This window comes from Massilimicrobiota sp. SW1139, assembly GCF_012027715.1.
Taxonomy (GTDB): domain Bacteria; phylum Bacillota_I; class Bacilli_A; order Erysipelotrichales; family Coprobacillaceae; genus Allocoprobacillus; species Allocoprobacillus merdigallinarum.
In genome coordinates this window covers 59,384-78,586 of record NZ_SJOR01000006.1, presented here as the reverse complement: position 1 = coordinate 78,586, position 19,203 = coordinate 59,384, and the positions used below count along the sequence as shown (strand labels likewise).

The window sequence follows — 19,203 nt, the reverse complement described above, 5'->3', positions numbered from 1 at the left end:
CCTATAAAACTCCTTTTGATGACACAATCTGATCTTGATGATTTTCATCAATCATGACTGCCTGTTTTAATGCACGTGCAAAGCTTTTAAACATCGCTTCAATAATATGATGTGTATTTTCACCATAGCTTTCATGAATATGCAAAGTCATCATAGCATGATCACTGACTGCTTTAAAAAACTCTTTTGTCATCTCCGTTTCATATTGACCAAGTTTCATACAAGGCAATTGTGCATGATAAACAAGGTAAGGACGACCACTTAAATCAAGTGTTGTTGTGACGAGTGCTTCATCCATGACAATAGCCATTTGACCATAGCGATAAATGCCTTTTTTATCACCTAATGCTTCTTTGATACATTCCCCTAAAACAATTCCTAAATCTTCTATTGTATGATGACTATCTACGTTTAAATCACCATGACAAATCACTTTTAAATCAAAACCACTATGGAAAGCCCATAATTCAAGCATATGATCCATAAATCCAATACCTGTATCAATTTGAGCTATCCCTTGCCCATCTAGATTTAAGGACATATCAATAGATGTTTCTCTTGTTTCACGCTTTATTTGACTTTTTCTCATATGTATCCTCCTCAAATCTCACTGCAACACTATTGGCATGTCCGTCTAATCCTTCTTTTTTGGCAAATGTGATAACATCATCTTTCAATGCTTCTAAAGCTGCTTTTGGATAATAACTGTATGATGAGTATTTCACAAAATCATAAACACCTAAAGCACTATAAAATTTAGCTGTTCCTCCGGTTGGTAAAACATGATTTGTTCCTGACATATAATCACCAAGTGGTTCTGGTGTATATTCACCTAAAAATATAGATCCAGCATTATGAATCATTGGTAAAGTATTCATTGGATTTTCTACAAGCACTTCAAGATGTTCAGGCGCAAACTCATTAGAAACCTGAAAAGCTTCTTCTATCGAATTCACAATAAATGCTCCACCATAGTTCTGTAACGATTCTTCAATAATTTCTGTTCTTGGTAATAACTGTATCTGTCGTTTCAACTCTTCATTGACCTTTTCAACAAGTGAAGGCGATGTTGTGACCAAAAGAGCACTGGCTAAACGATCATGTTCTGCCTGACTCATTAAATCGGCTGCAATATATTTAGGATTGGCTTTGTCATCTGCCACGATTAAAATCTCACTAGGTCCAGCAATCATATCAATGTCTACTCGGCCATAACAGCATTTTTTAGCTGTCGCTACATAAATATTGCCTGGTCCGACAATTTTATCAACTTTTGGTAAGGTTGCTGTTCCTATCGCAACTCCAGCAACACCATGAGCGCCTCCTACCTTATAAATTTCATCAATCCCACAAACATAGGCTGCTGCTAGAATGCTAGGATTCACTTTTCCATCAGCTTTTACTGGCGTGATGATAATCAGGTTTTGAACTCCCGCAAGCTTTGCAGGAATTGCATTCATCATAACAGTTGATGGATACGTTGCTGTTCCTCCTGGTACATATAAAGCCACTTTTTCCAAACCTCTTACCAATTGTCCCATCATGACACCATTTTCCTTATATAATGACCACGATTTATCCACCTGATGTTGATGAAAAGCTATTAACTGTTCTTTAGTACGCTCTAAAATACGCATAAAGTCTTTACCAACACTTGTGACACCATCCAAAATTTCTTGTTTTGAGACAATCAAATCTTTAGGATTATCAATCATAAAACCATCTAAATCTCGACAATATTTCATTAATGCCTGATCTCCATTTTTTTCAACATCCTCAATCATATTCATAACAGTATCATTGACCTGTTTGGTCATTTCAGTTTTACGTGATGAAAACTTTTGCACAACATCCTTAAACTGCCCTTGTAAATCATAAACTTTTAACATCTTGTTACTCCCCTTTCAATTTATAAATCAAATCAAAGATTTCTTCTTTTTTAAATTTTAAACTCACTTTATTGACAATCATTTTTGTAGAAATATCACTGATTTTTTCAATAACCTCTAAACCATTGGCTTTAAGCGTTGAACCTGTTTCTACAATATCCACAATAGCATCACTTAATCCCACAACAGGGCCCAGTTCTACTGAACCTTCCAGCTTTATGATTTCAACATCTTCCTGTTTTTGGTTAAAATAATCCTTAGCCACTTTGGTATATTTAGAAGCAATACGTTTACGACGATGAAAAACTTTATCTTTATAACCAGGATAAGCTGCGACTGCAAAATAACATTTTCCAATATCCAAATCCAACATTTCATAATAATCCTGGAAATCACTATCTTCTAAAGTATCTTTTCCTACAAAACCAACATCAACGATCCCATGTTCTAAAAAAGTCAAAACATCATTGGCTTTCGCAAAAATCATTGATAAACCATCTGGAGTTTCAATCATGAGTTCACGGTCTTTATGAAAAATAGGTTCCATATCAAATCCCTGTTTTGATAACAATTGACAAACCTGCTTTTCAATACGCCCTTTTGTAATGGCTATTTTAATCATGCTTCATCCTCCTTTTCTAAAGCTTTGAGAATATGACTTAAATCATAACTAAATCCAATTGCAGGAACCTGTCTTTGAAAATGATTCATGAGTTTATCATAACGTCCACCATTCATAATAGGTTCAGCACTATAAGGCGAATACCCCTTTAATATAATACCTGTATAATATTTCATCATTGGCGTCATAGCTAAATCAAATGTTAAAATGTCTTTCATCTTTGATTGTTGATATAAATGAATGCACTCTTCAATAGCCTCTTTTAATAATGGATCATCTATCAGTGATTGAACCTGATATAAAACTTGAATATCACCAAAAGCTTGAGGTAACATCAACAACAAATCATGGAGATGACTATCAAAATGATGACTCTCTACAAAGTCTTTCATAGCACTTAAATCACGTCTTTTTAATATATTGACGAATTTCTCATCATCCACTATTTCAACTAAACGGTTATAAAATTGAGCCGATCCCATTTCAATACGTAATGTCTTTAATCTTAAACACTGCATTGTTTCTAAAACAAGCTCTAAGCATTCTAAATCTCCTGCAACACCTGCTTTTCCAAGCAATTCAATGCCTGCCTGAAAAAATTCACTGCTTCTTCCTTTATGTCTTTTTTCTTTACGATAGACCTTCCCAAAATAACAATATCTTTTTTCACCATTTTCTTTTTGTGAGCTATACAATCTTGCTAGTGGAACTGTAAAATCCACTCTCAATGCCACTCTTTTTCCTTCATAATTGATATATTGAAACATCTTTTCTTCATCAATTCCAATATCCATATCATTATAAAGCTCCACATATTCAAATGATGGCATTAAAACTTCTAAATAACCATGTTCAACAAAAATATGTCTTAAATCATTTTCAATATCTCTTAACTTAGACACATTGTTCATAATGGCATCAATACTTTCTTCAGGTATTAAATATTTAAACTCTTCCATGTCAATCCCCCTTTAACAAAAAAGACGAGTCTTAATGACTCGTCCAAACCTTCTATAAGTCATTAGATACACCCATTTATAAAGTATATGCAAAACGGGCTGTATCTTTCATAGATATAACCCTAAGTGTTCCAATGGTGATGGCGATGAAATTGTTGATTTAAAATTGTTTTTTTCATAAATATCACCTCATTTTTTATCATTTTAACACACTTTAATAAATAAAAAAAGAATTTTTTGAAAATTCTTTTTTACCATGCATTTTCTACAACCTGATGGCCATCAATACGATAAAGATAGTCAGTTGTTTGACGTGTTTCATATTCACCATTATTGGTAGGATGATCAGTTGGCATATAACTTATATCATAAAGTCTTGTTCCAATATAATCTTGACCATATTTTTTCATGAAAATGATTTCTTGAAACGTCTGACTTTCTTCAACAGAAGAATCAACTCGCCTATTAATATAAATACCATATTCATCATTATTTTGATGATAAATCAACATTGATAAAATTTGGACATCTAGAATAGTTCCTTCTTCATTATTCATTCGTGTGATTTCCCTATCCAATGACTTAATAACTCGATAAATATCAGTATTTTCGTCATGAACTTTCACAACATCCTGTGTAGACTGGAAAGATGTCATATCATCTTGTTGGATAGCTTGTTGATAAGCCTGATATCTTTGTTGATCTTGTTTTTCTCTTCTTTTTTCTATTTCTGATTTTTCTTCTGGCTGTGATGGTGAAGGTGTCACTGTTTCATTGTCTTGGTTCTCTTCTTGACTTTTCTTTTCCTCATTTTCTATATCGTTATCTTGAGAAGTAACATCATTCATATAATCTTCTTGTAAAACAACTGTATGTCCTCTATCTAACTGATAAAGTTCACATCGAAAATCTTTTAATTGAATGATATAAGGATGCTGTAACTTGACATATAACATATGATCACCAATCAACTCTGCCTGATAAGGTTTTGAATTGATTTTAATGACATTTTTATCAATCGCTATATTGATATCCTGATGACTATAAGAACTACCCTCATATTCCTCATATAAATCTTGAAGTGTTTGATGTGGTGTCGTTAAACTATAGAATTGATATTGTTGCTGACTTTCAACATACACAACATCATGAAAAGTTCCAATATCATCTATGGAATCTACATACATCAATGTCGCATCTTTTCCAAACACATAGGCCACATCGCGATAAATCTGAACCCCATTCACATCTTCACGATAAGCTATAGCACCTTGATCAACAAGCAATTGTGTCACATGTGTCATTGGAGACATCAATGACCAAAATGCCACTATTACAGATACTGTATAAAAAATAATCTTATACTTTTTCAATAGATTCGCTAAAAAAACACAAATAAAGATAAAAGCAAGAGTCCCTACATCCCCAAATAAGCGACTAATATCAATAATCGTTGTTGAAGTCGATAGACAATAAATAATGCCCCCTACTATTTTCATCATAATAATGACACCAAAAAGCATATCTATCATCCATAGCTTAAAAGATATTCTTCCAATCTTGGTTGTCTTTTGATTAATCAATTGAGAATATGAATCTTTTAATTGATTGAAAAGAGTTTTCTGATTCTCTAAAACAACGATATCATTTTCAAACTCCAAATAAATAACGCGACGCTGTAAATGAATTTTTATTAACTGATGAAAATCAAAAACTTTATCTTGATAAACAAAACATTGGTTTTCATCAACACCAACAACTTCACTCTTTAATCTTTTCAGATCAAAAAAGCTTTTTATATTTTGAATATAGCTTGCTATTAAAACAATTATAATGATGAAAAACAAAAGAAAAAACATGATATAAAAATGATAAGTGATCATGACAACTGGTAAACTAAATAAAAACAAAGCACCTATCAAATAGTATTTTTGATTGTTTTGTTGTGTTTTCCAAGAAGCTCTATCTATTATTTTTTTCACATGAAGTTTCATTGGCTATCCTCTCTTTCTTTGAGATAGACAGACAAGCGATTTTTCTAAAGCACCTATATATTGACTGATTACTCCACATTTAACCATCAATAAAAAATAAATATTTTTCTTCTCTTCACTTAAACTTTCAAAATTAGCCTGTCCTTTTGCTATCACTATATCCACCTTATGATAGATTTCAAGAAACTCTTCACTGACACGTGAAAGAACTGTTCCTAATGAACTGTCACCATTAGATACAATGGTTGCATATTCATCAATACCTACCTGATAGGCATCTTCTAATATAGAATCATTAACCACAGTTGCTCCTCTTGTCGCAAAATACAATGTAATATCAGGATTGATATCCTTGATTCTTTTCAACAATAATTTATCTAAACAGATTTCTCCACAATTATCTCCCAAATATAATAAAGATGAAGAAGTCTTAATATCAGCTTTTAAATCTTCAATATGATCAATAGTCAAGGATAACTGATCTATATTTTGAAAATACTTTGTTACATCTTGTTTTACATTTTGATGAAGAGGACTAAAATCTATAATATTTCCTACTATTGCATATTTAACAGTCTCTTCAAAAGAATGAATCTGGTTATCTAATTGATTCAGTTGTTTTAAAAACATCTGATTATAATCATGTCTTAACTGATAGTAAGGATCATCATGATGAATATACGCTTTGACCATGGCAAAAACTTCACCTATAATTTCAGGGTTTGTTTTTGTAAAATCAACCTGACTCATATAGGCAAAAAACTGGTGAAACAATTCATCCTGATCCAGACATCCTGTCATACTTGCCATCTTGACAACCTGATTAACCAGACATGGTAAACATTGTTTATTCATTTTCATTGGTTTTATCCTCTTGAGTGAACTCATTATAAGCTTCTAAAAAAGCATCACTATTAAAAACATAGATATGACTTGTTTTTTGATGCTCAACAATCATATGATGCTTAGACTTTTTTTGAATAGATTGAATATTTTGATAAGGAATCAATGTTGGCAACATAGCTGCAACTTTCCACTCATAAATCATCATTTCATTATCAAATAAAATAATCTTATATCTTGCAGTCATTAATAAAAGTGCAATCAATGATAATAAAAGACAACCTATGGCCTGTGGCAAGGCTTTTTGCATAAAAGCATAAAGACTCAAAATCATCAATATAATAAATAAGAAAAGACAAAATAAAAATGTACGATATTCTTTAAATTTTTTCATCATTTTTTATCACCTCTTGTAGTTTAACATATTTTATAAAGAATGAAAACTTTATTCATAACATTATAAAAAATTATTATTTTCAAAACAAATCCATCATTTAATTCTATTTATACTAAAAAATAAGAATTATTTTATCTAAATTTCAAAAAATGTAATAATTTTTTATTAAAATGCTTGTTTTTTATTTATCATTGTATATAATAAGTTCAAGGAGGATTCAAACTATGAAATATATTGAAAGAGTTTTAGAAGATGTAAAAAGAAAAAATGCTGATCAGCCTGAATTTATTCAAGCTGTAGAAGAAGTCTTGGAAAGCTTAGAACCTGTTATTGAAGCTCATCCTGAATACGAGGATATGGCTATTTTAGAAAGATTGGTAGAACCTGATAGAGCCATTATGTTCAAAGTCCCTTGGCAAGATGATCAAGGAAAAGTTCATGTCAATAGAGGATATCGTGTTCAATTCTCAAATGCGATTGGACCATATAAAGGTGGTTTAAGATTACATCCATCTGTTAATTTAGGAATTATTAAATTCTTAGGTTTTGAACAAATCTTTAAAAATTCATTAACAACTTTACCAATTGGTGGAGGTAAAGGTGGTTCTGATTTTGATCCACAAGGAAAATCAGACAATGAAATCATGCGTTTCTGTCAATCATTTATGACTGAATTATATCGTCATATTGGACCAGACGTTGACGTACCTGCTGGGGATATTGGAACAGGTGCCAGAGAAATTGGATATATGTATGGACAATATAAAAGAATCAGAGGAGCCTATGAAAATGGTGTCTTAACTGGTAAACCATTACCATATGGTGGATCTTTAATTCGACCTGAAGCAACTGGATTTGGTGCTGTTTATTATGGTAAAGAAGTTTTAAAACACTTTAATGATTCTTATGAAGGTAAAACAATTGCATGTTCAGGTTATGGAAATGTTGCCTGGGGTGTATGTTTAAAAGCCAGAGAATATGGCGCAAAAGTGGTATCTATTTCTGGTAGAGATGGATATGTTTATGATCCTGATGGAATTACAACTGATGAAAAGATTGATTTCTTATTAAAAATCAGAAGTTCAAATGATGTTAAACTTAAAGATTATGCTGAAAAATTTGGATGTGAATTCCATGCTGGTGAAAAACCATGGGGATTAAAAGTTGATATGGCTTTCCCATGTGCAACACAAAATGAAATTGGATTAGAAGAAGCTAAACAGTTGGTTGCTAATGGAGTGAAATATATTATTGAAGGTGCTAACATGCCTACAACACCTGAAGCCATTACTTACTTCTTAGAAAATGGTGGAACTTTAGGACCTGCAAAAGCAGCAAATGCTGGTGGAGTTGCTGTATCTGCATTAGAAATGGCTCAAAACTCTATGCGTTATAGCTGGAGCGCTGAAGAAGTTGATCAGAAGTTACATGATATCATGGTTGATATTCATGACTCTTCAGTCAAAGCTGCTCAAAAATATGGTTTAGGTTACGACTTAATTAAAGGAGCTAATATTGCTGGATTTGAAAAAGTTGTAGCTGCTATGATTTCTCAAGGAATCTATTAATAAAAAAAAGATTGTCAAGATATCATTGATATTTAGACAATCTTTTTTATTTTCATAAATAAAGCATCATACTTATTAACGATTCTTACGATAACTTAATAATAATGGTATGACATTCACCACAAAAGAACCTATTACAAATACCCATAGAATCATAGATAATGTTGGTGCAACATCTGCAATAGCACTCCAATCACCTGCTAAACTCCAAGACGCTATCATTTGATACTGAGCGCAAAGTGTCAATGCCATCAAGAATAAGGAAAGAGCCATAAAAACATGATAATTCTTACCAGCATTATACATATACAAATTCAATAAAGTCATGATAAGAGTTAATATTCCAAATATAATCCACATATATTTTTCCTCCTTTTAAAAAATAGGAAACATTGCTGTTTCCTATTATTCTTCAACAGGTAATTCTTTTAATTCTTCCTCACCTGTTACATATTTTAAAATGGCAATAGCTGCATCTTTTGGTCCTTGATGTTCGTTTCCTTTAATACCTAAACGTGTACGCAACTGACCAACTTTTACACCTTGCTTAAACATTCTTTTAAAATAATCCTGTAAAATAGGTTCAGTCTGTTCTCTTCTTTGAACTGGTCCAAATGGATTCGCAAAATAGCTTCCTACAAGTCCATATTCTGTTGTTGTTCCTTTTGCCATACGATTTCCTGCTCTGAAGACTTCTAAAGCTTCTTCTGGTGTATCAAAGAAACTTAATGCTTCACCATCTTCATCATAGTTATTTGCATATAAGAACAAATCAACATCATGTTTTGCCACAACATCTTTATAGTCTGTAATTGGAATGACAATACGTGCATTGACTTTATCTGGATTCATAAAGACTGAACGGTCTAATTCTTTAAAGCTATATCCTGCATCCAAGTCATCTAATCTGACAAAAGCTCCAATTTCAGTTCCTGAAGTCTTCACTTTTCCTTTATCACCAAGTGAAAGTACTCCCATATCATCATAGATTGTCTTTAAGTCTGTAATATAAGCAGCTCCAATCACTTTAATCTGTTCAATTGTTTCACTCTTACCAGCTCCACTATCACCCATAACAACGATATTTTTTGTTTCACCATTATGAAGTGTCATTTTAACCATAGCTCCATGGATTGGTAATTCACGATGATTAATCTTTTGAACATTATGCAATGTTAAACACATTTTTTTCATATATCCAAAATAATCAAAATCATCACTTGCTGATAATAAAGCAACAATCATATCATTAGATTCATCCTGATAGAAAGCCTGATTCATTTCACCATCTTCATAACCATAAACATAAATTAAATCTGGTTTACGATTACGATATTCAGATTCATCAGCCAAATCAAACAAGTTACATAATGTTACACCTTGTGCCATAAATTTCACGTTAAAGTAAACAAAACATAACAAATCTCCTACTTTTGCAGGATAACATAACCATGATTCTGCATCAAACTTTTTATCTTCAATAGGATTTGTTTTGATTTCTGGAAAGACTCCATCACGTTTATTACGTTTAGAATAAGCAATAAATGGTGGATGAATAACAACAGATTCAATAAATGGAATTTCATCTAAATTACGATATTCATATGGTAAAAATGGTCGCATATGCGTTACAGCTAAACCAGCATTTACCCCTGCAGTAATCTGACGTAAAACTTTATCTTTCTTTCCAATCGCTGATTGAATAGAACGATAAACTTCTAATACCAATTCTTCAAATTCACTTTGTGCATCTGCAAACTGAACATTTTGATAACCTGCTCTTTTTGTTTCATTAAAAACAATTGCATATCTTTGTAAACGACGCCAGAATAAATAAATATCTTCAACCAAAGCAATAAACATATCACGATCTTTAAAATATGCTTTTGTCTGAGAACGCATAGCACAAACTTCTTCTACTGACATGACTAATAATAATTTAAAAACATCTCTTAAATTTCTTAATAAGTCAACATCATCTTCTTCAATAGCATGTAAATATTCGTAAATAGTTGTATCAGTTCTTTTAATATGTTTAATATATTTTTCTAAAACTTTCGCAAAAGACTCACTTTCAATTAATTGACAACGACTTTGACAGAATTCTTCAGAAAAATTTAAAATTGCATTACCACGAGTAATATTAAATTTATATGCCATATTTTCACCCTTTCCTTTGAGAGATGTTTTTCCATCTTTCAAATATGAATCAATTCTATCAAAAAAATGCCATCTTGACTACAAAAATCATAAAATTTATGAAATGATAGCGGTTTTATTTTCTATTTTGATTTGATTTTCATTTTTTAACATTATTTTTTCTATATAATAGACAGAAAGGTATATATTTTTATGAGAAATATAAATATGTTGATTATTTTTACTTACATTTATACAATTTCCATTATATCTGATTTCATCTCTTCCAAAATCAATATGATAAGTCACATCATGTAATTGATAAACCATCGTATGTTTACCATAGTCAACATAGACCTTGGCATTTTGATCTTGAATCACAAACCAGTTATATAAATCATTGAGAGACAAATAATATTGATTGTCTTTTTGAAATCCTTTGAAATCAAATGTATAGATTTTCTCATCTTTATGATATGTGCCTATATAAGTTGTCATAGCTCCTTGATATTCATAATAACGACTTCGATGACAATACATATATCCAATCGTTCCAATGAGTAAACATAAAATCACACCTACTAATAATACACGTTCATATCTTAATTTTTTCATAAAACCTCCCAAAAGAAAAAGGTCTTATCAAAAGACCTTAAAAAAGACACGACCAACAACCTGATCATCAAAATCAATATATCCTATATTTCTAGAGTCAACACTGTGATTACGATTATCCCCCATCACAAAAATCTTACCTTCTGGAATATCATAAGAAAAATCTTCATTACCTTCCATAGGTCCATTGATATAATCTTCATTCAGTAATTGACCATTACGATAAAGCTGATTATCTTTCATTTCAAGATGATCACCTGGCAACCCAACAATTCTTTTAATAATCTGATCTTCACCCTCAACCACATGATACTTCACAACAACAATATCATTATAAGAGGGTTTCCCTCTTTTATAAAAGAATTTATCAACCAAAATAATATTTCCATTTTGATAAGTCGGCTCCATTGATGAACCCACAACTCTTGATATTTGAACAAAATATAGAACACCTAGTGTGAAAACCACTGTTATAATAATGACTTTGATATATTCTAATAAAGATTTTTTAAAATCACTTTTTTCCATTTTTCTCGCCTCTGATGTATTATAGCATACTATTTTCCATCTTTTAAGCGTGTTCTTAATTTTGTCACAATTTTCTTTTCTAATCGAGAAACCTGTACTTGAGAAATACCTAAATATTTCGCAATTTTATCTTGATTATAATCCAATTGATAACGCATATAAATAATCATTTTTTCTTTATCATCCAGTTTTTCCATTTCCATTTCTAAAGCAATCTTTTCAAACCACATTTCATCACTTTTATCAATCAGACGATCTTCTACACTGATCGTCGATCCATCTTTTTCATAAATTGGTTCATTTAATGATGTTGGATAATAAGAAGCATCTATGGCTTCTACAACGTCCTGTGGTTCAACACCTAAATACTTTGCGACATCTTCAATCGTTGGTTCCTGATTGTTTTGACTTTGCAGGTATTCTTTTGCTTTTGTGACTTTAATATTTAATTCTTTTAAAGAACGAGAAACTTTGATGGTTCCATCATCTCTAAAATAGCGTTTAATTTCGCCCATAATAATAGGTACTGCATAGGTTGAAAACTGGACCTGATATGATGTATCAAAATGATTAATAGCCTTCATCAAACCAATACAGCCAATCTGAAATAAATCCTCTTTATCATAATAACTATTTTTAAATCTATGCACAATTGACCAAACTAATCCTAAATTATCTTTAACGACCTCTTCTTTAGCCTGTTCATCCCCTAAACGGACTTTTTTTAAAAGATCCAATGTTTTAGATTGTGTCATGATTCTTTAAACTTTTTGTGATGATAAGTTTTGTTCCTATATTGACAACACTTTCTATCTCTAACTGATCTGCCAGTGTTTCAATAATGGTTAATCCCATTCCTGCATGTTCAAGGTCTTTTGCAGTTGTATAAAAAGGTGCTTTGACTTCTTCTAAATTTTCAATCCCCTTACCATAATCCTGTACAATCAGTTGAACCTGACGTCCATCAATCTTCATTTTCATAACCACAGAACATTCTGTATTTTGATTATAACCATGAATAATAGCATTACTGACTGCTTCTGATACAATTGTTTTCCATTCAATAATTTCATCAATAGTTGGATTTAAAGGTGTTAAAAAAGCCGCTACCGTTGTTCTGGCAAAATTCTCATTATCCAAGATAGCGCTAAAACTGACTTCCATTTGATTCATAATGTTCCCTCCTTTAAATTTTCTATTGATTCATAATAAGGCATAATCTGAAACATTCCTGTTAATTCAAAAAGACGATAAGCTACAGGATTTAATCCTGTTAAAATCAGTGTACGATGTTCAAATTTCAACTGATTATAACGTCCTAATACAAGTCCTATGCCTGAACTATCTATAAAAGATGTATTTTGAAAATCAAAAATCACATCTTCTTCACTCTCATCTATCAAATCACTTAACTGTCCACGATAAACCGGTGCCATAACACTATCAATTTCACCATAAAAATGAACAATAATCAGATAATTTGCTTTTTCAATCTCTATATGATTATCCATATCTCTTCCTCCTTCTTTGGTATCATATACCAATTCCAAATGAAAAAAAATCGTTTCGCTAAAACTAGAACTTATTCAACAAAACTAGAATATTTATGCAAAATAAAAAATCCATCACAAGATAGATTTTTAAAGTAAAACTTTGAGTTGATTGACGACTTTTTCTACAAAAGACAAGGCTTCAACATCCGTTTTCACAGTGACATCAAAAGAGCCAATATTAACATCTCCACGCATCAATAACAGATGACCAACTACTTCACCTTTTTTTAATGGTGGCACAAGATTTGTATAATTCATCTGATAAGTGACTTTGGTCGTATCATTTTTATCTTGAACATACTGAATATCATCTTTCGCTATGATTTCTACTTGAGATACACGGGCATTATCAATATTAACTTTTTCAATGACATCATTTTTTTGAAATAAGGTGATGTTTTCGTATAAAGAAAATCCATAATCCAAGAGTTGTGATACTTCCTGATTTCTGACTTTAGGATCACTTTCTTTTAAAACAATCGCTATTAATCTTAAACCATTTCTTTTTGCAGTTGAAACAATGCAATAGCCTGCTTCTTTGGTATAACCTGTTTTTAATCCATCAGCTCCCTGATAAGATTTCAATAACTTATTCGTATTAACAAGCCAAAACTTATGAGCAGTATCTTCACGGATGTAACTATCATATAAAGAAGTTGTCTGTAATAAACGTTCTCCACCCATTTCTATTAAATAGGCGGCCATTGTTCCTAAATCCAAGGCACATGTATAATGATTATCATCATGTAAACCGGTAGGATTCACAAAGTGAGTATTCACCAATTTGAGTTCCTTCGCTTTTTCATTCATCATTTTCACAAAATTATCATTCGTTCCAGCAATACGTTCTCCAATCATCACACAGGCATCATTAGCAGAAGCAATACTAATCGCTTTAAACAAATCTGCGACACTCATTTTTTCTCCTTCTTCCAGGTAAATCTGGCTACCACCCATACTGGCTGCATAGGCGCTGCATCTCAACTCTTCATCCCATTTTAAACTGCCTTTTTCAATAGCTTCAAAAAGTAAAATCATGGTCATAATCTTTGTGGTAGAAGCTGGAAAAAGCTTTTCTTTTTCATGATTTGAATAAAGAACCTGTCGACTAGATGCTTCCATTAATAATGATGCTGAAGCATTTGGTGCTAATTTTAATTCTTCCCCATGAACCGGTGTTATCTGGAGACATAATACAAAGACACATAAACAAATCAAGCATTTTTTTATCATCAAAACACCTCAATTTATTATATGAAAAAAAGCGAAAAACAGTCCATTTTTACAATGATTGTTTATGCTTACTTCAACAAAAAAACATATTCTATTCACTTTATTCATTTTTTATATATCCAAAGATAATTGTCTGTGTTTATAACTTTTTTGTTTAGCCTGCTTGATGATATCATCTTCATGAACATGTCCTATCAGCAATGGAGATAAAGGATCATGAAGTTGATAGTTTTCCATAACTTTTTGCTTATTTTCATTTGCATAACAATATAAACAACCATGTGGGCATGTATTATATTCCCCTATATCTCGACTAGGATAACAATGACAATGTTGTCTTAAAGGCTGACTAGACACAGATATAAAATCATATCCTGTTATATCTTTGAGTATTCTCGCATTCAAACAACTTTGACGAGAAACACCATACTCTGAAAAATCATATGGTTCTGCACACATTTGAATCTGAAATTGATATTTTTTAGCAATCTGTACAAAAGCTTTTACCAGCTGTTGTTGCCAAAACAAAGGAACTTCCTGAATACCAGGAAAGTTTCTTTTTGTTTTTTGATAAAGATCAATAAAGCTGATCACACAATGATGAACATAACCTTGAAGCTGAGAAAGGATATCTTCAAAATAATAAAGATGCTTCTCTATTGTATATTCCTGATTGATAAAAATAGGATCATATCTGATGCTAACAGCTTGCTTTCCTAATTGAAGAGATAGCTTTTGAATGTCTGATATGACATTTTGATAATCAGGAACATAAGGCTCTATATCGCGACCATAAGGCGTTATGGTCACATAGAAAAAAGAAGGATAAGGCTTCAGTTTATCTAAACGAGATAATATAGGACGAGGATTTTTTGTACAGAAAATAAAACAATCAACAACATCCTCATTAATCAAATATTTGGTAATCTGGGTTGGATAATAAGGATTTCTCACATAGACATATCCTTCTTTGATACGTTGAAATATCCAGTCACTATAAAAAGCAACGATATCTGTGCGACCACTTACATTAAAAATCATCGTCTACTTACCAGTTGGTATAAAAGGAATAATACTATTGGCGACTGTTGATATTGGCATTGTCTGTAAAACGACACGTCCTGGTCCTGTAATCACTGTATTGAATAAACCTTCGCCACCTAATAATTTATTTTTCATGCCTGGTACACTTTGTATTGCTAATTGACACGTCGCATCCATGATAGCCAGATTTCCTGAATCAACAATCAATTGTTGACCTGCTTCCAGCTGATATTCAACCGTTGCGCCATCAAGTTCAATAAATGCAATACCATGTCCCGATAAACGACTCATGACAAAACCTTCACCACTAAAAAGCCCTGTAGATACTTTTTTATTAAAGAAAACACTTCTTTCTACTGTTTCTTCACATGCCAGAACAGATGATTTTTGTACAACAATTTCCTGTCCAGGTGCAATATCATATTTACGAATTTCACCAGGAAATGAAGAACCAAAAGCAATTTTACCAGCTTCTCTAGCCTGATAGACATTTAAAAACATTGTTTCACCTGAAAACATTCTCCCAAAAGCTTTACCTATACCTCCGCTTGTTGTTTCCATCGTCATACATGGATCCATCCAAACCATAGCTCCACTATCACTCACCATTTTTTCTCCCTTTTCTAATTCACAAATGACAACTGGAAAAGGTGTTCCTTGAATTTCATACTTCATTCTATACTTCCCTCACTTTCTAAAGTTTTAATAATTAGTTCTGCTGTTTTTTGATGTGATGCTAGAGGAACCTGATGCACATCACAAACACGCATTAAAGCATTAATATCTGGTTCATGTGGCTGCGCTGTCAAAGGATCTCTAAAGAAAATGACAAAATCCATTTTTCCTTCTCCCACATATCCTCCAATCTGCTGATCTCCACCATATGGTCCAGATAAACAGCGATGAACTTTCAAATCTGTATTTTCCATAATTTTAAGTCCTGTTGTTCCTGTTGCAAACAGTGTATGCTGTTTAAAAAAAGCTTCATGTTTTTTCACAAATTCAATCATTTCCTGTTTTTTAGAATCATGTGCTATCAAAGCTATATTCATCCCTATCACCTCCTATTTTTATTATACATGAAAAAAAGCCTTCATCAAAATGAAAGCTTATAAAATATATTTTTCAATAAATTTTCCAATACCATCATGATCATTATCGTCAGTGATATAGTCAGCAACGCTCTTTGTCTTGTCACTACCATTCGCCATGACAACACCCACACCAGCATGAAGTGTCATATCATAATCATTATCGGCATCTCCAAATGTACATAATTGTTCCATTGAAATATCATGCATTGCCATAACTTCCTGTAATCCATGTGTTTTTGTGACTCTTGGATCCATATATTCAAATAATTCACTCGCTGTCTTTAAAGATGCAGACTTATATTTTTCATTAGAAAAAGTCTGACTTCTTTCTACAACTGAATCCATGTCTTCAGGATGACAGATAATAATTAATTTTGGTCTTGATTCTTTCAAAAATTCATCGAAATCTACAACTTTATAAGGAACACGATCTGCCTTTGACAACATCTGAATATGTTCATCATCTTTTGGTGCATACAACACACCTTGATATGGCACTGCAAAATTGACATCCATATCCTCAAAATGATGAATTACATCTTGAATCAAGGCACCATCCAATGGAAAACTTGATTTTTCAACCTGCAATGTATAATCATAAATTTCAGCGCCACCTGTTCCTACAATCGCATCTACCAAACCATCAATACCCCAAGTCTTTAAAAGCGTTTTGACACTATGAACATCTCTTCCAGTTGATAAACCAAATAAAATCCCTTTTTCTCTTGCTTTTTTAATCATTTCTACTGTCTTTTGTGAAACAATTCCTTGACTATTTAATAATGTTCCATCAACATCACACATAATTGCTTTAACATCCATAAATGAAACCTCCTAAATATAATATTTTGTATAATAATAAATACGTAAAACATCAAAAATCATCATCATCTGATAATTGAATTGAATACCATCAAAACGTCCTGGGACTTGAATCACATATTGTGCTCCTAAATCATTTTTATTTTTATATTTAACATTTTGTGTCAATAACACAATTTGAGCATCCTGGATATTTTGATGCGCACTTTCTTTTAAATAATCATGCAATGTTCTTCCTGTTGCACTCATAAAAATAACGACATCATCTTTTTGGAATTGAAAGTCTTTCACAAAATGATGATATTGAATCACTTCTTTACCAAAAGTAATAAAATCCGTCTGGAACTCTACAGCAATACTTGTTGGATACAAAGCTCCAATAAGAATCACACGTTTATTTTTAAATATAAGTTCACAGATTAATTCTAATTCCTTCACAAGATTTTCTTTATCATAAGATGAATCTAATTGTTCAATTAATCCAGCAGCAGAAACACCTAACATACGTGCACGAATCTGAGAAACACGAAGCATATAATCCGCAATCAGTTCGTCTTGAAAATCTTCATATGTCTGGAAACCTAAGTGACGACAGAAATCTAAAATCTCATCTTCACTAAAATGACCTTCCTCCATGACTCTTTGTAAAGAATAATCTTCCATCTCCACATAATGATGAACAATAAACAATCCAATGCGATACATATGGTCATCATCTAAACATCCATTTAAATACTTTAAAATTCTTGATAAAACAATATCCATATATGCTCCTCCTTCCATATAGTTTTATTATAAAACTTTTTCCCATTTTAAAGTCTTTTTTTCTCAAATAGATAGAAGTTACTTTTATTTTATCAAAGATATAGAAAAAAAAACTTTTTTTCTAGTCTTATAGATATATTTTTTCATAAAAATCATTAAATTTATTAAATTAATGAAAAAATATTTTCATCATCAATTCAATATCATAATGATTCTTTTTAACAAAAAAGTTTGAATATATTTGACATATTCAAACTCATACAACATTATATTGAAATCAAAGATTTTCATCAATCAAATGCATTTCTTTCATCACTTTATAAATACCATCAGCATCAGGATCAGTGAAGAAATACTTTCCTAAGGCTTTTAAATTATCTGATGCTCCTTCATAAACAACACCTGTATCAACTTCCTGAAGCATCTGATAATCATTCATACTATCACCAAAACCAATTGTATCTTTCATCTGACCATGAAAATGATTCACAACCTTTAAAATACCATCAGCTTTTGTACAATGTTTTAAAATAATTTCACCATTGATAAAATCATCTTCTTCTTTTGAAAAAGTCACAATATTAAAGAATTCTTCTAAAAATGGTACACAGTCATAAAAACTTTGTTTATTTGGAGCAATAAAGCACACTTTTGTGACACCTGTGGTTAAAATATTAAAGTCTTTAATTGGCAAACGATTTTCACCCATACGTCTGAGTTGAAAAAAGCGCATTAATTCAAGATTGTTTTCACAATCTTTTTGATGTTTCTGATCAAAAAATTCATTCACACCTGGTGTCTGATATAAAGCTTTTTTTGTTTCTAATGTAAATAAAATATGATTGTTAATGAATAAAGTCATGACTTCAGATAAAATATATTGATTCATAAAGTTTTCAAAAATATATTCTCCATCCACAATGACAAATCCTCCAGCACTACAAATAGCACCATCGAATTCAATATTGCGAATATCCCCTACAATAGACGTTGGAGCACGCCCTGTACAAAGAAAAGCACGATGTCCATTTTGTCTTGCATTTTGAATGGCCAACTTTGTTTTCTCTGTTACCATTTTAGATTTTCCTACTAATGTCCCATCAATATCAAAAAATAAAAATTTTCCCATTATTTTCAC

The 19,203-nt window shown here is 31.6% G+C and carries 22 protein-coding genes; 1 reads left to right on the top strand and 21 read right to left on the bottom strand.

Features of this window, described 5'->3' with window-relative positions:
* Position 1: 1 nt before the first annotated feature.
* The 7 genes from hisB to E0K96_RS05215 form a co-directional block, all read right to left on the bottom strand.
* Entirely contained in the window at positions 2–589 is a 588-nt protein-coding gene (gene hisB / locus E0K96_RS05245) for an imidazoleglycerol-phosphate dehydratase HisB (protein WP_087243282.1), read from the bottom strand.
* Positions 564–1,889 carry a histidinol dehydrogenase gene (gene hisD / locus E0K96_RS05240; protein ID WP_129737402.1) on the bottom strand — a complete coding sequence of 442 codons (1,326 nt, stop codon included), beginning with the start codon at positions 1,887–1,889 and terminating at the stop codon, positions 564–566. Before hisD ends, hisB begins: the two co-directional genes overlap by 26 nt.
* 4 nt (positions 1,890–1,893) lie before the next feature.
* Positions 1,894–2,511 carry an ATP phosphoribosyltransferase gene (gene hisG, locus E0K96_RS05235; RefSeq protein WP_087243284.1) on the bottom strand — a complete coding sequence of 206 codons (618 nt, stop codon included), beginning with the start codon at positions 2,509–2,511 and terminating at the stop codon, positions 1,894–1,896.
* On the bottom strand, positions 2,508–3,470 hold the full coding sequence (locus tag E0K96_RS05230) for an ATP phosphoribosyltransferase regulatory subunit (RefSeq protein ID WP_168081708.1): 963 nt from the start codon (positions 3,468–3,470) through the stop codon (positions 2,508–2,510). The genes hisG and E0K96_RS05230 overlap by 4 nt, the downstream gene beginning before the upstream one ends.
* 251 nt (positions 3,471–3,721) lie before the next feature.
* Positions 3,722–5,452 carry a hypothetical protein gene (locus E0K96_RS05225; protein WP_168081706.1) on the bottom strand — a complete coding sequence of 577 codons (1,731 nt, stop codon included), beginning with the start codon at positions 5,450–5,452 and terminating at the stop codon, positions 3,722–3,724.
* 15 nt (positions 5,453–5,467) lie between these two features.
* Positions 5,468–6,325: a damage-control phosphatase ARMT1 family protein gene (locus E0K96_RS05220; protein ID WP_168081704.1), complete on the bottom strand. Its 858-nt coding sequence runs from the start codon at positions 6,323–6,325 to the stop codon at positions 5,468–5,470.
* The gene (locus tag E0K96_RS05215; RefSeq protein WP_240924442.1) at positions 6,312–6,701 is read right to left on the bottom strand and encodes a hypothetical protein; all 390 of its coding nucleotides are present in this window, start codon (positions 6,699–6,701) and stop codon (positions 6,312–6,314) included. Before E0K96_RS05215 ends, E0K96_RS05220 begins: the two co-directional genes overlap by 14 nt.
* Before the next feature lie 227 nt (positions 6,702–6,928).
* Here E0K96_RS05215 and gdhA point away from each other — a divergent pair, with 227 nt between their 5' ends.
* Positions 6,929–8,272, top strand: a complete 1,344-nt coding sequence (gdhA, locus tag E0K96_RS05210) for an NADP-specific glutamate dehydrogenase (RefSeq protein WP_087243289.1) — start codon at positions 6,929–6,931, stop codon at positions 8,270–8,272.
* A gap of 75 nt (positions 8,273–8,347) precedes the next feature.
* Here gdhA and E0K96_RS05205 read toward each other — a convergent pair whose 3' ends face one another.
* From E0K96_RS05205 to E0K96_RS05140, 14 genes are all read right to left on the bottom strand, one after another.
* Complete coding sequence (locus tag E0K96_RS05205) at positions 8,348–8,632, bottom strand: hypothetical protein (protein ID WP_168081700.1); 285 nt, start codon at positions 8,630–8,632, stop codon at positions 8,348–8,350.
* A gap of 45 nt (positions 8,633–8,677) precedes the next feature.
* Complete coding sequence (locus tag E0K96_RS05200; RefSeq protein WP_168081698.1) at positions 8,678–10,432, bottom strand: phosphoenolpyruvate carboxykinase; 1,755 nt, start codon at positions 10,430–10,432, stop codon at positions 8,678–8,680.
* Between the two features lie 96 nt (positions 10,433–10,528).
* Positions 10,529–11,026, bottom strand: a complete 498-nt coding sequence (locus E0K96_RS05195) for a hypothetical protein (protein ID WP_168081696.1) — start codon at positions 11,024–11,026, stop codon at positions 10,529–10,531.
* A gap of 27 nt (positions 11,027–11,053) precedes the next feature.
* Positions 11,054–11,554, bottom strand: coding sequence for a signal peptidase I (gene lepB / locus E0K96_RS05190; RefSeq protein WP_087298115.1), 501 nt, complete (start codon positions 11,552–11,554; stop codon positions 11,054–11,056).
* Positions 11,555–11,583: 29 nt separating this feature from the next.
* A complete protein-coding gene (locus E0K96_RS05185; protein ID WP_087243293.1) occupies positions 11,584–12,309 on the bottom strand; it encodes a SigB/SigF/SigG family RNA polymerase sigma factor in 726 nt (241 codons plus the stop codon).
* Complete coding sequence (spoIIAB, locus tag E0K96_RS05180) at positions 12,296–12,727, bottom strand: anti-sigma F factor (RefSeq protein ID WP_087243294.1); 432 nt, start codon at positions 12,725–12,727, stop codon at positions 12,296–12,298. The genes E0K96_RS05185 and spoIIAB overlap by 14 nt, the downstream gene beginning before the upstream one ends.
* The gene (locus E0K96_RS05175) at positions 12,724–13,065 is read right to left on the bottom strand and encodes an STAS domain-containing protein (RefSeq protein WP_168081694.1); all 342 of its coding nucleotides are present in this window, start codon (positions 13,063–13,065) and stop codon (positions 12,724–12,726) included. Before E0K96_RS05175 ends, spoIIAB begins: the two co-directional genes overlap by 4 nt.
* Before the next feature lie 129 nt (positions 13,066–13,194).
* A complete protein-coding gene (locus E0K96_RS05170; RefSeq protein WP_168081692.1) occupies positions 13,195–14,340 on the bottom strand; it encodes a D-alanyl-D-alanine carboxypeptidase family protein in 1,146 nt (381 codons plus the stop codon).
* A gap of 111 nt (positions 14,341–14,451) precedes the next feature.
* Positions 14,452–15,381, bottom strand: a complete 930-nt coding sequence (locus tag E0K96_RS05165; RefSeq protein WP_168081690.1) for a DUF1848 domain-containing protein — start codon at positions 15,379–15,381, stop codon at positions 14,452–14,454.
* A 3-nt stretch (positions 15,382–15,384) separates the two neighbouring features.
* Positions 15,385–16,059 carry a TIGR00266 family protein gene (locus E0K96_RS05160; RefSeq protein WP_168081688.1) on the bottom strand — a complete coding sequence of 225 codons (675 nt, stop codon included), beginning with the start codon at positions 16,057–16,059 and terminating at the stop codon, positions 15,385–15,387.
* Entirely contained in the window at positions 16,056–16,436 is a 381-nt protein-coding gene (gene mgsA / locus E0K96_RS05155) for a methylglyoxal synthase (protein ID WP_168081686.1), read from the bottom strand. Before mgsA ends, E0K96_RS05160 begins: the two co-directional genes overlap by 4 nt.
* A gap of 57 nt (positions 16,437–16,493) precedes the next feature.
* Positions 16,494–17,300, bottom strand: a complete 807-nt coding sequence (locus tag E0K96_RS05150; protein ID WP_168081684.1) for a Cof-type HAD-IIB family hydrolase — start codon at positions 17,298–17,300, stop codon at positions 16,494–16,496.
* A 12-nt stretch (positions 17,301–17,312) separates the two neighbouring features.
* Positions 17,313–18,065 (bottom strand): MurR/RpiR family transcriptional regulator, encoded by a 753-nt coding sequence (locus E0K96_RS05145; protein WP_087243301.1) that lies wholly within the window; start codon positions 18,063–18,065, stop codon positions 17,313–17,315.
* A gap of 277 nt (positions 18,066–18,342) precedes the next feature.
* On the bottom strand, positions 18,343–19,194 hold the full coding sequence (locus tag E0K96_RS05140; RefSeq protein WP_168081682.1) for a Cof-type HAD-IIB family hydrolase: 852 nt from the start codon (positions 19,192–19,194) through the stop codon (positions 18,343–18,345).
* Between the last annotated feature and the right edge of the window lie 9 nt (positions 19,195–19,203).